The organism is Streptomyces sp. HUAS MG91 (genome assembly GCF_040529335.1).
Taxonomy (GTDB): Bacteria; Actinomycetota; Actinomycetes; order Streptomycetales; family Streptomycetaceae; genus Streptomyces; species Streptomyces tabacisoli.
The window spans coordinates 6,538,700-6,553,311 of record NZ_CP159534.1; the positions used below are offsets into that span (position 1 = coordinate 6,538,700).

A 14,612-nucleotide genomic window follows, 5' to 3' on the forward strand; every position below is an offset into this window, starting at 1 on the left:
GGCAGGGACTGCGGGGCCGGATAGTTTGGCGTGCATGCTCACCCAGGCGCCGCATTCGCTACCGTACGTGTCCGACGCCCGCCGAGCCGCCCCGCACCCCGGCCCCGCCACGAGCCGCCCCGGCTACTGGAGACGCCTGCTCCCGCTGCTCGCCCTGCTCGCCTGCGCCACCCGCGTGCCCTCCTTCGCGCAGCCCCTGTGGAACCCCGACGAGGGCTATCTCGCCGTCCAGGCACGGATGCTGGCGCACGGCGGCACGCTCTACGAGACGGTCGTCGACCGCAAACCACCGCTCCTGCCCTGGCTGTACGAGGCGGTGTTCGCCGTCTTCGGATCGCAGTCGCTCACCCCGGTCAAGTGGTGCGCCGTGGCGGCGCAGTTGCTGACGGCGGTGCTGCTCGCGTCGACCGCGCGGCGCCGCTGGGGCGACGGCGCCGGGCGCACGGCGGGCGTGCTGTACCTCCTGGTCTCCGTCGGGCTCAACCCGGAGGACGCGCAGGCCGCGACCTTCGAGGTGTTCATGCTGCCGTGGACCGCGGCGGCCGTGTGGTGCGCCGACCGGCGCCGCTGGGGCTGGTGCGGCGCGGCGGTCGCGGGCGCCTTCCTCACCAAACAGACCGGCGCGGCCGTCCTGGTCCCGGTGGCCTGGACGCTGTGGCGGTGCGGGGCGCCGCGGGCGGACGTGGTGCGGTGCGCGGTGGGCGTGACGGTGCCGATCCTCGGGGCGGCCTGCGCGACCGACCCGGCCGGTTTCCTGTTCTGGACGGTGACCGGTTCGGGCGCGTACGCCTCCTTCACCGGCTCCGAACTCCACGTACTCGTACGGGGGTTGGTGAACGCGGCGATCCTCGGCGCGGCCTGCGCCGGAATCCTGCCGCCGGTCGTCCGCGTGCTGCGCATCGCCCGCACGGGCCACGGCGAGCTGTGGCTCTGGCTCGCCTCGTCGGCCGTGGCCGTCCTGGCCGGCTTCCACTTCTTCGGCCACTACTACCTCCAACTCACGCCGCCGCTGGCGCTGTTGGGCACGGCGGCGCTCCAGATCCTGCCGCGCGACCGGCTCGTGCACGCCCTCCTCGTCTCCGTCTGCTGCTGCGGCGTCTTCGTCGGCTGGGGCCTGCTCGCCGTACGCCCCGACCTCGCCCACGCCCAGCGGGTCGCCGACGCGGTGCGGGCCCGCACCGCACCGCACGACCCGGTCCTGGTGTGGGGCATGCACCCGGAGACGTACTGGCTGGCCGACCGCACCCCGGCCACCCGCTTCCTGACGGCCGGCCTGCTCACCAACTACAGCGGCGGCCGGGACGGCCCACAGGTGGGCGAGCGCTGGGCGGTACCGGGCACCTGGCACACCTTCCACACCGAATTCACGACCCGGCCCCCGGCGCTGGTGGTGGACGACTCGCGGGGGGATCCGTACGGGGTGGGGCGGGTGGCGTCGCTGCGGCGGATGCTGGGTTCGTACGAAGTGATCGCGCGGGTGGACGGAGCGGTGGTGTACGCCCCGACCGGCAGCCCTCAGGCGTCAGCCGCCGGTCGCGGGTGACTTCTTCGCCGACTCGGGGATCGGGGAGTCGGTGCGGATCGCCTTCCACAGGGTGCTCGCCTGCGGTTCGGCGGCGACCACTCGGTTGGGATCGATCTTGTCGTAGGCGACCGGCAGCATGATCGTCTCCATCGTCTCCGGGTCGACGCCCTGGAGGCTGCGGCCGAACTCGGCGAGCGCCTTGAGGTTGGCCAGCTTGGAGTCGGTGGTCAGCGACGAGGTGAGGCTGTCCGCGATCTTGTACGTCTTGGTGGGGCTGCCCAGCAGGTCCTGCTTCTTGATCTCGCTCAGCAGGGCGATCATGAACTGCTGCTGGAGGCCGATGCGGCCGAGGTCGCTGCCGTCACCGATGCCGTGCCGAGTGCGGACGAAGGCGAGGGACTCGGTGCCGTCCAGCTTGTGGGTGCCCTTGGTCAGTTCGAGCCCGCTGGACTTGTCGTGGATCGCCTGGTCGACGGTGACGTTCACGCCGCCGATGGCGTCGACGAGGCCCTTGAAGCCCGCGAAGTCGATCTCCATGAAGTGGTCGAGGCGTACCCCGGACATCTTCTCGACGGTCTTGACCACGCAGGCCGGACCTGCCAGGGAGTACACGGAGTTGAACATCACGCGCTTCGCCGACGGCACGGTCGTGCCGTCGGTCTTGGTGCACTCGGGGCGGGTGACCAGGGTGTCGCGCGGGATGCTGACGGCGGTGGCCTGCTTGCGGCCCTCGGGTATGTGCATCACCAGGGCGGTGTCCGAGCGGGCGCCCGAGACGTTGCCGGTCTTCAGCTTCGCGTTGGCGCCGGCCCGCGAGTCGGAGCCGAGGACCAGCACGTTCGTTCCGCTGGTCGGCAGCTTCTCGGGGCGGTCGGTGCCGATCGCCTTGTCGAGGTCGACGCCGTCGATGTTGCCGTTGAGGTTGCTGTAGAGCCAGTAGCCCGTGCCACCCGCGATGAGCACCAGGGCCAGCAGCCCGAAGACGACCCAGCGCAGCATGCGACGGCGCGGCCGGCGCGCACGTTCCTTTCGCCGGTGCCCGGAACGACGGGAAGGGGAAGCGTCGGTGTCGGAGCTCATCTCGCTCAATCCTCTGTACCTGAGTGCCCGGCGGTGGTCGAGGACCGGGCAGGGATGAACAGTGTGCTGATGCCGTGAGCGGTGGGGCGCTTCCATGGCGCGGTCGTGATCGACCGGACTGGTGCCTGAAAACTATAGACGCGTCGTCAAGAGACGTTCACAAGAGGCAACAGAACGCCCAGGAGTATTCACGACGTGTGATGTGACCTCGGCAACTGCATCCCAAAGTGCGTCAAATCGGATATTTGGTCGACCACTGTCTGGACAAAGTAATGAATCAGGTGTGAATATTCGGTGCAGCCGTTCTACATGCAAGTTGTTGTGCCGGTTACGCCTGGGGGGGCGGTGTTGGACAACAAGGACAGTGTCGTCACGTATGGCTTCGCTGCTCACGTTGTAGGTCTGCCGACCAGGAGTGTTCCGGTCGGCTCGGAGACACTGATTTGAGGCACACAGATGAAGCTCTCCGTTGTCGTGCCGATGTACAACGTACGGGACTACTGCGTGACCACCCTCAAGTCCCTTGCGTTCAACGCTCGTCAGGACTTCGAGTTCATCGTGATGGACGACAGCTCCACCGACGGCACCTTCGAACTCCTGCAGCGTGAGATCCGCAAGGTCCCCGGCGGTTCGCTCTACCGGACGCCGAAGAACTCCGGGATCTCCGCCACTCGTAACGCGGGCCTGCGGATGGCCAGGGGCCAGTACGTGGCCTTCCTGGACGGTGACGACTGGTTCGCACCCGGCTACCTGAGCCGTCTGGTGGCGGCGATCGACCACTTCGGCGTCGACTTCGTGCGCACCGACCACATACGGGTGGTCGGCAAGAAGCGGGAGGTCGTGCGCTCTCCTCAGGCGGTGCGCAACACCCCGCTGCGGCCGATCGAGTCGATCATGCCGGCGGACGCCTCGACCATGATCGACTATCCGTTGGTGTGGGCCGGTATCTTCAACCGCGAGGTGCTCGCCCGCCGCAACCTGCTGTTCTTCGACGAGAAGCTGCGCACCGCCGAGGACCGTATGTGGACCTGGCGGCTGCACCTCAACACGGACTCCTACGTCGCCGTCGACCTGGCGGGGCTGTTCTACCGGCGTGATGTCAGCACGTCGCTCACCCGCATCCCGGACGAGCGCCAGCTCGACTTCATCCCCTGCTTCGACCAGGTGGTCCAGGAAGTGGCGGGCCATCAGTACGGCCGCCAGATCATGCCCAAGGTGATCCGCACCTACTGCGCCATGATGGCGATCCATCTGGACCGGGCCGACACGTACGAGGACGACGTCCGGGCGCTGCTCAAGAGCCGGACGGCCCGGGCGCTCGACCGTCTGCCGCAGCCCCTGCTGGAACAGACCCTGGACGAGATGGGCGAGCGCCGGGCGAAGCTGATCAACGCCGTGCGCGACCTGGGCGGTGAGGACGCCGACGTGCAGTACCTGCACGACGCCGACCGACCGCCGTCCCGGCGTGCCCGGAACGCCGAGCCGGCCCGACGGCCCGCGTCCCAGGCCTACGGTGTCACCGCCTGATGTCGACTCAGATATTCGTCGCCTCCACGCTCTACGGCGCCCTCACGCTCTCGGCTGCCATCGACGCCGGCCAGTTCGGCCCCGCCGCCGGCACCAGGCGGGTGCTCGTGGTGTGCACCAACACGGAGATACCCGAGGTCACGACGCCGCTCGACGCGATGCAGGGATTCGAGTCGCTGCGCCCCCGCTTCGACCTCGTGGTCTCCTGGAACGACGTGATCTTCCCGTACCACCCCAGCCTCTGGGACCCGCGCACCGAGGACGTGCCCATGTGGCGTGAGCTCCTCGGTATCCGCTGGCAGTTGCCCTCGGGACCGATCGAGCTGGTCGTCGAGTCGATCCAGGTCAAACCCGCGCTCACCTTCTGCAAGATCTTCCGCAACGCGCGCATCACCGTCTACGCCGATGGCCTCATGACCTACGGTCCGACGCGCAATGCGCTCGCACGCGACGTCCACACGCGGATCCGCCGGACCCTCTACCTCGACCTGATCCCCGGTCTGCGCCCGCTGCTCCTCAGCGAATACGGCGTACCGGGTGAGCCGGTCGACCCCGGGGCCGTGCAGCGTGTCTTCGCCCAGTTCGGCCAGTCGTGCGGTCCGGCCCTCGCGTCGCTCATTCCCGCCGGCTTCCCGGAGGGACGCAGTGGCGCCGCCATGCTGCTCGGCCAGTACCTGTCGAGCATCGGCCTGCTGACGGAGGAAGAGGAGGAGCAGCTGCATCTGCGGATGTTCGAGGCCGCCGCCAACCTCGGCTTCACCTCGGTCCTGTTCAAGCCCCACCCCAGCGCGCCGCAGAGCTTCAGCGACTCCCTGGTCGTCAGGGCCCGCGAACTGAACATCCAGATCGTGGTCCTGGAGACGCCACTGCTCGCCGAGGCGGTCTTCGGATACCTGCGGCCGGGTGTGGTGATCGGTTGCTTCTCCACGGCTCTGTTCACCGCCCGCGCCGTCTATGGGATTCCCGCCGCCGCGGTCGGTGCCGCCGAGGTCCTGCGCAAGATGCGGCCCTACCCGAACAGCAACCGCATCCCCGTGACCATCTGCGAGGTCGCGCTGCCCGACGTCGAGGGCAGTGGCTTCGAGGCCCAGGACCTGCTCGGCGATCCGCGCTGGGTCCAGCAGGAACTGGCCGAGTACATCGCCGCGGTGGGGTACTGCATGCAGCCCGAGCGCAACCCGCACCTGCGGGACCGCGCCGTCGCCTACGTCGGCCGGGTCCTGCCCCACATGGACGTACGGCCGGTGCTGCACATGCACTTCAAGCCCGATCTGCTCTACAAGCTGTCGCTGCCCGGAGCGCCTTCCGACGCCGAATGGCAGGAGATGGAGGCGGAGCGGGCCCGCGAGGGCAAGAAGCGCCGGGGCGGGCCGATGGTCAAGCCGTCCCAGGAGTCGCTCACGATCGACTCGTTCGTCGAATTCCTCGAAGCGGGTGAGTTCGAGGTGGCGCGCCGTATCGGCGAACAGATCCTCAAGGAACGCAAGCCCATGGACGTGCTGGTCGGCATGGCCCGCATCCACATCTGGGAAGACGACTTCGAGAAGGCGAAGGGAATGCTCTCGCGTGCCGCGATGACCGGCGACGAACGGGCGATGACGTGGATCAAGATCGCTGAGGTCGCCGCCCTGATGGGGCGCGAGGGCAAGCAACTGCGCATTTTCGCGGCGCAGGAGGCTCTGCGTATCAACCCCGAGTCCGCGGCGGCGGCCCGGCTCGTCACCGCGCGGGGGGCACGCAGGATGGCGAAGTCGATGGCCCCGGGCTGACCCGCGTGGCTGTGCCTGGCGCTACCGATGCCCGGTCGCAGAACCGTTCGTGCAGGGTCGCCCGTCAAACCGGCGGGACGACACCGAGCTGAGAAGGAATGACACAGGCGATGCGTATCCACGTACTCGCCGACTCCGACACCCGATGGAAGTGGGGTGGGGAGTTGGCACAACGGCTCCACCCCCGTCCCTGGGTGCACGCACACATGCTCAACGGCAGGGCCACGCCCACCGCGCGGCAGATGGCCGAAGTGGGCATCGAGCCCGCCGCGGTGACCCAGTCGTCCGTGAGCGAGTTCGTGAACAGCCCTGAACTCGCCCAGGCCGACGTGCTGATCGTGGGCTCCGTCGGCGGCACCACACAGGCGGTGCTCCACGGTCTGGCCCGCGCCTTCGAAGGCGCCCAGCACCGCCCGGTCCTGGTGACCGGTTACGTGGGCGTCGTCTACGAGAATCTGACGGACGGTCTGCTGTTGCGCGCGGGCGCTGACGTGGTGCTGGCCAACAGCCCCTTCGACGCCCGCAGGTTCCGGGAGATCTACCGGGGCCTGGACATCGACGACAGCTGCGTGGTCCAGACGGCGCTGCCCTTCTTCGCCGACCAGCAGTACGACCCGCTGCGCACCGGAGCGACCCATCCGTTCACGGTCACCTTTGCCGTGCAGCCTTCCGTGCCCGAGGACCGCGACGGACGGATCTACGTCCTGCGTCGGGCCATTCAGCACGCCCGGCTGCGGCCCGGCCGCGAAGTGCTGATCAAGCTGCGCTCCAAGCCGGGCGAACAGACCACTCACATCGAGCCCTACCACTACCAGACGCTCGCCGAGCAGCTGGGTGAGCCGCTGCCCCCCAACCTGCAGTTCGTCTACGGCAACATGGCCGAGGTGCTCGACCGCACCGACCTGCTGGTGACGGTCAGTTCCACGGCGGCGCTCGAATCGATGCACCGCGGCATTCCCACGGTGATCCTCAGCGACCTCGGAGTCCGCGAGCCGCACGGCAACCACTACTTCACCGGGTCGGGCTGCGTCGCCTCCTGGAACGAGATCGACGAAGGCGCACAGCCCTTCGCCCATCCCGGCTGGCTGGAGGAGCAGGGCATCCTGGCCCGGGATCCGTACGCTCAACTGCGCGAGCGCGTCGAGCAGTTGACGCGGCGGCAGCTGCCGCCGATCCGGCCGTACTACACCATGCAGAACGCCGCGGGCTATCTGCCCCGGCTCCTGGCCAGGCGAGGCCTGGCCCCCGACGGTATTCCGCTGCCCCACTCAGCGGGTGCCGACGGCCGACGCCCCGGCCTGATGGCCCGAACGTCACGGAAGGCGCTTCGCCGCGCCTACCGGTTCGGGGTGCAGAACGTGGCGCCGAAGATTCAGCGGTGGGGCGGGCTCTGAGACCGGGCCCGACCCTCTCCTCCCTCGCCTTCCCCCCTCACCTCAGCCTGTCCGGGCACAGCAGCACGCTGCGCGTCCCCGGATGCTCCCGTCTTTTCCCACCACGAGGTATGTCATGTCAGCAGATGCAGCCCCCGTCGTCGTCGCCGTCATACCGGCGCGCGGCGGCTCCAAGGGCATCCCGGGCAAGAACGTCGCACCGGTCGGCGGGGTGTCCCTCATCGGCCGCGCCGTCAGGGCCTGCCGTGCCGCGGAGCGGGTGACGCGGGTCGTGGTGAGCACGGACGCCGAGGACATCGCGGCCGAAGCGCGACGGTACGGCGCCGAGATCGTGGACCGTCCGGCCGAACTCGCCTCGGACACGGCATCCAGCGAGGCCGCGCTGCTGCACGCTCTCGACACCGTCGAGGAGCGGCACGGCGACCTCACCGACGTGCTGCTGTTCGTCCAGGCGACCAGCCCGTTCCTGACGACCCGTGACATCGAGGGTGTCGTCTCCGCCGTGCTGGACGAGGGCGCCGACTCGGCCTTCACCGCCTCGCCCTTCCACGGGTTCGTCTGGCAGGGGGTGCGCGAGGCGGACAGGAGTGCGGTGCAGGCCGCCCAGGGCGTCAATCACGACAGCGCCGAGCGGCTGCGCCGGCAGGACCGCCCCGAGGAGTTCCTCGAGACGGGCGCGGCCTACGCGATGCGCGCCCAGGGCTTTCGCGACAAGAACCACCGCTTCTTCGGCAATGTCGCCCTCGTCCCCGTGGGGCCGGACCGCACTCTTGAGATCGACGAGCCGGCCGACCTGGAGCGGGCCCGCGTCCTCGCTCCGCTCATGGACGAGCCGGTTTTCCCGACCCGCGCCGACATCGACGCGGTCGTCCTCGACTTCGACGGCACCCAGACCGATGACCGCGTCTGGATCGACGCGGACGGCCACGAGACGGTCGCCGTCAACCGGGGTGACGGCATGGGGATCTCCCGCCTGCGCAAGGCCGGAGTGCCCGTCCTCATCCTCTCCAGCGAGACCAATCCCGTGGTCGCCGCCAGGGCACGCAAGCTCGACATCCCCGTGATCCACGGCGTCGAGAGCAAGGACGTCGAACTGCGCAAGTGGTGCGAGGCCGAGGGGATAGCCCCCGAACGGATCCTCTACGCCGGCAACGACGTCAACGACCTGCCCTGCTTCGAACTCGTCGGCTGGCCTGTGGCCGTGGCCGATGCCCACGACATCGTCCGTGAACGAGCACGCGCCGTGACCACGTCACGCGGGGGCCACGGCGTTGTCCGCGAAATAGCAGCACACCTTCTTGGAAAGGCACTTTGAACATCATGCAGAACCGCCCTGCCCGTAACATCGGCTCCCGCGTGGTCGGCCACGGCGCCCCGGCGTACGTGATCGGCGAGATCGGTATCAACCACAACGGTGAGCTGGAGAACGCCCTCGCTCTCATCGACGCCGCCGTCGAGGCCGGCTGCGACGCCGTCAAGTTCCAGAAGCGCACCCCGGAGATCTGCACTCCGCGCGACCAGTGGGACATCGAGCGCGACACCCCCTGGGGCCGGATGACGTACATCGACTACCGGCACCGCGTCGAGTTCGGCGAGGACGAGTACCGCGCCATCGACGAGTACTGCCGCCAGAAGGGCATCGACTGGTTCGCGTCGCCGTGGGACACCGAGGCTGTCGCCTTCCTGGAGAAGTTCGACGTCCCCACCCACAAGGTCGCCTCCGCGTCCCTGACCGACGACGAGCTGCTCCGCGCGCTCCGCGCCACCGGCAAGACGATCATCCTCTCCACCGGCATGTCCACGCCGACCCAGATCCGGCACGCGGTCGAGGTCCTCGGCAGCGAGAACATCGTGCTGCTGCACGCCACGTCGACGTACCCGGCGAAGGCGGAGGAGCTCAACCTCCGCGTCATCAACACGCTGCAGGCGGCGTACCCGAACGTCCCGATCGGCTACTCCGGCCACGAGATCGGCCTCCAGACCACTGTCGCCGCGGTCGCCATCGGTGCCTGCATGGTCGAGCGCCACATCACTCTCGATCGTGCCATGTGGGGCTCCGACCAGGCCGCCTCGGTGGAGCCGCAGGGCCTCACCCGTCTCGTCCGTGACATCCGGACCATTGAGGCCTCCCTCGGTGACGGCGTCAAGAAGGTCTACGAGTCCGAGCTCGGCCCGATGAAGAAGCTGCGCCGCGTCGCCGGCGTCGTCGCGGAATCGGTGGCTCCGATCGCATGACGAGAACCCTCGCCCTGGTGGAAAGCCCCGCCCAACTGCTGAACGTGGCGGAATGGGCGCATGTGGGTCACCAGGGCGAGGGCTCTCGCGTTCAGGTGGCGGTCCTGCTGCCCATGGATCCCTGGTCCCGGGTGCAGCTGACCCGGGTCACCGACCTGGCGTCCGCGTCCGGTCTGGAGATCCTCCCTTTCGAGGTGCGCTCCGGCGTGGTCAGCCGAATGCGCCAGTTCAACGCCGTGCGCCAACTGGTGGCGCAGGCGGACCGGCTGGTGGTGGGCGATCTCTTCTCCGGCATGGTGCAGACGCTCGTACCGTCCGCGACCGCACACGAGCTGGTCATCGTGGACGACGGCACCGCCACCACCGAGTTCGTCCGTGTCGTCACCGAAGGCCTGCGCCTGACGCGCTGGCACCAGCAGTCCAACGGCGCGCGGCGGGACAGCAAGGCGATGGACTGGCTGTCCGATCCCTCCCGGGAGCGGACGCTGTTCACCTGCATGGAGGTCGCCGCTCCGCCGGGGATCCGGGTCGTGCCCAACACGTACGCCTGGACCCGCTCCCGCTTCGCCCGGCCGACCGCCCGAGGTGGCGCGGACCTGCTGGGCACCTCTCTGGTCGAGACCGGCATCGTGGAGGAGAAGCACTACGTGCAGGCGGTCGGCCGCATCGTGCACGCCCGCGGGGTGGAGAGGTATCTGGCCCACCGGCGGGAGGACCGGGACAAGCTGCGGCGGATCGCCGGTGCCACCGGCGTGGAGGTGGTGCGGCCCGACCTTCCGCTGGAACTGCTGGCGGCACAGGGCCCGATCGGGCGCACGGTGCTGACGTTTCCGTCCACCGTTGCCCACACGCTGCCCATCGTGCTGCGTGGCCACGATGTCCGTCTGGAACTGTGCGAGATCGACGAAGAGTGGTTCACGCCGACGATCAGCCCGCACGCCGTCGGGTTCCTGCGGGCCATGGCGGACTCGGCGAAACAACGGCACGGGCTGGCCAGCATGCGGGCCGTCATCGGGTACTGACCCGAAGTCGACCCGCGAGGATCAGATCCGCTGCCACTGGCCGAGTTGGAGCCCGTCGGGCGACACCTGCCGGGTGACCTGAGGCATCCCCTCGGGGTCGATGACAGCCAGCACGATCCTGCCGTACGCGTCCAGGGCGACCGTCGGATCACCGAGGCAGGGACGGCTCACCTCGGCCCACTGGACGCCCCACTCCTCGGCGTTGGTGATGAACGCGCCGAAGACGGGGTTGTCGTTCAACCCCCGGTGCACGAGGACCGTGCAGTCCTGTCCGTCGACGAGAGTGCGCAGCGCACTCACCGCGCCGCCCCCCGGAACGCCCCCGATCGGCACGATGCTGCCGTCCGGGCGGACCGCGAGCAGGCCGGGGGAGTAGGCGTCACCGACATAGAACGTGAGCTGGTCGTCCGAAGTCTCCAGGGCCGTACCCGTCCCCGGCACCATCGTGATGTGGACGTCGGTGAGCCGCTCGAACGAACCGCCCTGGGACTTCTGCTGCCAGTGATGCACCGGCTTGTCGGAGGGGGCCAGGACACCGATGCGTCCCCGGGACGTGACGCCCACCGTCACCCCGTCGTGCAGGGCGCTGCCCCGCAGGTCCTGCCACGCCTTCCACTTGCCGTCCTTGTCCTCGTGGCGCAGGTGCAGACCGCGGCCCGCGTTACGGGCGAAGACGTGCAGGATGCCTGCGTTGTCCACGGCGCCGACCGGACGGCCGAGGCGGGGATGGCGGTCGTCGGTCTCCTTGTGCGGGTTGGCCAGCGCGCGCCAGTCGTTGAGGGGACGGCTCGACTGGTACTGCATGGTGTACATGAGGTCGACGGAACGGCGTCCGTCGCCGTGCTTGCGCACCCGGTACGCGAGGAAGTGCAGATAGCCGTCGGCCCCCTGCGCGATGGAGAGGTGGCTCAGCCCCGGAGGGACGGGAAAGAGCTCGGGGCCCACCCACTCCGGCCCGCCGGGGCGCGTCTCCGTCCAGCGCAACAGGCCGTCGGCGTTCAGAGCGAAGAGGGTGAGACGGCCGTCGGAACCACGGGTGAGCCACTTGCCGCCCACCGGGCCGTCGGCCCGGTGCGAAGAGAGGGGCGCATCGTAGTGCCGCACGTCCACTGTGCTCTGCGGACCTCTCCCTCTGCGCCGCATCTGCTGCCGCCCACCCTTCCCTGTCCCGGAACGGCCTCCTCATACGGTGACCAAGATTGTCGAATTATATGGCGGGAGTGTGCCGGTCTCTGGCATGGAGTCGCCTACATGTGACCAAAATCGGGAGACGGTATGCGTGTGCGGTGTGGTCTTCGTGATCCATTTGAAACGACGCGGAGGGCAACGCCCGTCGGTCGTCGCTGGTCAAACCCTCGCCAGCGCACCTTCCGTGACCCAGGACGGCCAATATCATGCACCTACGCGGCATTTGCGGCACGGTTCTCGCCGCACTCCTGCTCCTCCTCGGACTCGGGGCGCCTGCCCGGGCCGCGACGACGACCACCGCCGTCGCCGCCCACACGCTGTGGCAGTGGAATGTCGCGGGCAACACCCTGCACCATGCCTCGACCACGGACGGCCTGATCGGGCAGGCGGTCGCCTCCATCGCCAGCCGTGACGCCGACCTCGTAGCCCTGAACGAGCTGTGCAAGGGCCAGTACACGGCCCTCGTCGACGCCCTGCGTGCGGCCGGCTGGCCCCAGGACAGCGCCAACTTCGCCCGGTTCGAGCCCTCCCTGCCCGCGGGTACCGCGGCCTGCCGGGGCCAGGAGTACGGCTCGGCCGTCTTCAGCAGGGCGCCGTTGGGCTCGGCCGACCGCGTCACACTGCCCGACGACGGCAACGCCGAGCAGCGCAAGCTTCTGTGTGCCCCCTTGCGTGACACCCCGCACCTGCGGTTCTGCACCACGCACATCACCACCAGCAACGAAGTCTCCGCCAACGGCCTCGCGAACAACGTGAATCAGCTGAACGCGGTGCTCGACACCATCGAGGGCTTTCATGCGGCGGGTGACACCGTGCTGATCGCGGGAGACTTCAACGCCCAGCCCCACTACTCCCGCCTCGACCCCTACTACTCCCGGACCTTGTCGACGCCCAGCAACGCGTCGAACACGGGCAGCTATCGCGAGCTGGACGACAACGACGCCGACCACTGCCTCGGATACGGCGAATGGACCGCCGCAGGCACCCCGGGAGCCACCCCGCCCTGTGGCCAGGAGTACGCCAAGATCGACCTGATGTTCGTCCGGGAGGACCGGATCGTCGGCGCCTACTCCGCCGACTCGCTCGGCATCTCCACCGCGTGCACGGGCGTCGCCGCGTGCTCCGACCACCGCATCGTGGTGGGATCCGCCACCGTCCAGTACGAGCTGTGAGGACCTCCCCTTGACTGCACGTTCTGGTGGTCGGCGCCGTGTCGCCCGCATGGTGGCCGTCGGCTCGCTGCTCGCAGCGGCCGTGCTGCTGCCGCGGACTCCGACCGGTGCCGCTGACGGGGGCCGGATGCCCCTCGGTCCCGACGACCTGGTGACGCAGTACGGAGAGACGCGCACCCTGGCACCCGGGGTGACGTACCAAACGATGACTCAGGGCACCTCGGACGGCCACTGGACCGTCTGGGCCCAGAGGAACAAGACCGAGACGTTCGGCAGCAAGGCCGCGGCCGAGGCCTTCGCGGCACAGCTCGCCGACGAGGGGTTCAGCGGGGTCGTCGATGCCTTCACGGCTCCGGCCGCGGCGGACGGGGCAGGCGGCCTGTTCGGCTACGGGGTGCGGGTGGGGGTGTTCCCCACGGACCGCAAGGCGTCGGCCGACCGGCTGGCGGGTTGGCTGCGGACGGCGGACACGGCGGAGGCGGACTTCGACGCCCGCGTGATCTACTCCGCCATGGACGGCGATGCCGGCACCGGCCCCTGGAAGGTGCACGTGGTGCGGGTCGCTCCGAGCGCCGCGGTGACCTTCAAGGCGGTTCACGGCACCGATGTCTCGTCCGCCGAGACGGTACGGAGCATGGCCACGGCAAGCGGAGCGCTCGCAGCGGTCAACGGCACTGAGTTCGACATCCACACACTCTCCGGATTCTCGAATTACGAGGGCGTGCCGCAGGGGCTCTACGTCCAGGACAACGTCCTGCTGAGCGCCGCCAACAACGGCCGCACCGCCCTGCTTCTGGAGGGCGCGGGCGCCCGCGCCCGGATCGCCGAGGTCACGTCCAGCGTGCAGGTGACGGCACCCAACGGTGATGTGCGCGTCCTCGACGGGGTCAACCGCGTGCCGGGCGGCGTGCTCGGCTGCGGGGGAGTGGGCGGCGACCAACTCTCCATGAACGGTGTACTGACGCAGACGGATCGCCCCTGGCGCAATCAGCTCTGCACCGACGACAGCGAGATCGTCGTCTTCCGCCCGGAATGGGGCGCCAAGACTCCTGGGCCTCGCAAAGAGGTGACGATCAGCGTCGACGTCGTGATGAACGGCAATTGGGTCGTCCAGCAGATCCGCTCCCCTGCCGGTGGCGCCATTCCGGCCGGAGGCCGGGTCCTCCAGGGCATCGGCGAGGGGGCCGACTGGCTCACCCGACACGCCACGGTGGGCGCGACGTTCAAGCCGGGTGCCTCCATCAAGGACATGTCGGGCGCTTCCGTCACCAGCCCCACCCTCTCGGCGGTGGCCGGCGGTGGACCGGCCCTGGTACGGGGAGGCGAAGTCTTCCTCAACACCAAGGCCAACGGCATGACCAACTTTGCGTACGGCCCCAACAGCACGCTGGTGCAGCGCCATCCGCGCAGCATGGCCGGTGCCACCGCCTCCGGCGAACTGCTTCTCGTCACCGTGGACGGCCGCGACCCCGCTGTCAGCGTGGGTGTCAGCTGGCCGGAGGCCGCCGAGGTCATGAAGTGGCTGGGGGCGACCGATGCCGTCGGGCTGGGCAGTGGCGGTGACGCGACGATGGTGGTCGCCGGAGAACTGGCCAACTCCCCGATGGACGACTGGGGTGCCCAGCCGTCCGAACGGAAGGTGAGTACGGCGGTGGTGGTTGTGCCGAAGGCCTGACTTGCCATCACGTGAAGTGATGGAA

11 protein-coding genes are annotated in these 14,612 nt (G+C 69.1%); 9 read left to right on the forward strand and 2 right to left on the reverse strand.

Annotated elements, in window-relative coordinates:
- Positions 1-34: 34 nt before the first annotated feature.
- Positions 35-1,543 carry a glycosyltransferase family 39 protein gene (locus tag ABII15_RS29675; RefSeq protein WP_353945323.1) on the forward strand — a complete coding sequence of 503 codons (1,509 nt, stop codon included), beginning with the start codon at positions 35-37 and terminating at the stop codon, positions 1,541-1,543.
- Here the strand turns inward: ABII15_RS29675 and ABII15_RS29680 are convergent.
- Complete coding sequence (locus tag ABII15_RS29680) at positions 1,523-2,605, reverse strand: LCP family protein (RefSeq protein WP_353945324.1); 1,083 nt, start codon at positions 2,603-2,605, stop codon at positions 1,523-1,525. The genes ABII15_RS29675 and ABII15_RS29680 overlap by 21 nt on opposite strands.
- Positions 2,606-3,061: 456 nt before the next feature.
- On the opposite strand from ABII15_RS29680, the gene ABII15_RS29685 reads away from it, so the two are divergent.
- From ABII15_RS29685 to ABII15_RS29710, 6 genes are all read left to right on the forward strand, one after another.
- Entirely contained in the window at positions 3,062-4,132 is a 1,071-nt protein-coding gene (locus ABII15_RS29685) for a glycosyltransferase family A protein (RefSeq protein ID WP_353945325.1), read from the forward strand.
- Positions 4,132-5,901: a polysialyltransferase family glycosyltransferase gene (locus ABII15_RS29690; RefSeq protein WP_353945326.1), complete on the forward strand. Its 1,770-nt coding sequence runs from the start codon at positions 4,132-4,134 to the stop codon at positions 5,899-5,901. The genes ABII15_RS29685 and ABII15_RS29690 overlap by 1 nt, the downstream gene beginning before the upstream one ends.
- A gap of 110 nt (positions 5,902-6,011) precedes the next feature.
- Entirely contained in the window at positions 6,012-7,295 is a 1,284-nt protein-coding gene (locus ABII15_RS29695; RefSeq protein ID WP_353945327.1) for a DUF6716 putative glycosyltransferase, read from the forward strand.
- A 115-nt stretch (positions 7,296-7,410) separates the two neighbouring features.
- The gene (locus ABII15_RS29700) at positions 7,411-8,610 is read left to right on the forward strand and encodes an acylneuraminate cytidylyltransferase (RefSeq protein WP_353945328.1); all 1,200 of its coding nucleotides are present in this window, start codon (positions 7,411-7,413) and stop codon (positions 8,608-8,610) included.
- Between the two features lie 5 nt (positions 8,611-8,615).
- Complete coding sequence (locus ABII15_RS29705) at positions 8,616-9,530, forward strand: N-acetylneuraminate synthase family protein (RefSeq protein ID WP_353945329.1); 915 nt, start codon at positions 8,616-8,618, stop codon at positions 9,528-9,530.
- Positions 9,527-10,552, forward strand: coding sequence for a hypothetical protein (locus tag ABII15_RS29710; RefSeq protein WP_353945330.1), 1,026 nt, complete (start codon positions 9,527-9,529; stop codon positions 10,550-10,552). The genes ABII15_RS29705 and ABII15_RS29710 overlap by 4 nt, the downstream gene beginning before the upstream one ends.
- A gap of 21 nt (positions 10,553-10,573) precedes the next feature.
- Here ABII15_RS29710 and ABII15_RS29715 read toward each other — a convergent pair whose 3' ends face one another.
- Positions 10,574-11,656: a hypothetical protein gene (locus ABII15_RS29715; protein WP_353945331.1), complete on the reverse strand. Its 1,083-nt coding sequence runs from the start codon at positions 11,654-11,656 to the stop codon at positions 10,574-10,576.
- Between the two features lie 290 nt (positions 11,657-11,946).
- On the opposite strand from ABII15_RS29715, the gene ABII15_RS29720 reads away from it, so the two are divergent.
- The gene (locus tag ABII15_RS29720) at positions 11,947-12,912 is read left to right on the forward strand and encodes an endonuclease/exonuclease/phosphatase family protein (RefSeq protein ID WP_353945332.1); all 966 of its coding nucleotides are present in this window, start codon (positions 11,947-11,949) and stop codon (positions 12,910-12,912) included.
- A 10-nt stretch (positions 12,913-12,922) separates the two neighbouring features.
- On the forward strand, positions 12,923-14,587 hold the full coding sequence (locus ABII15_RS29725) for a phosphodiester glycosidase family protein (protein ID WP_353945333.1): 1,665 nt from the start codon (positions 12,923-12,925) through the stop codon (positions 14,585-14,587).
- Positions 14,588-14,612: the final 25 nt, after the last annotated feature.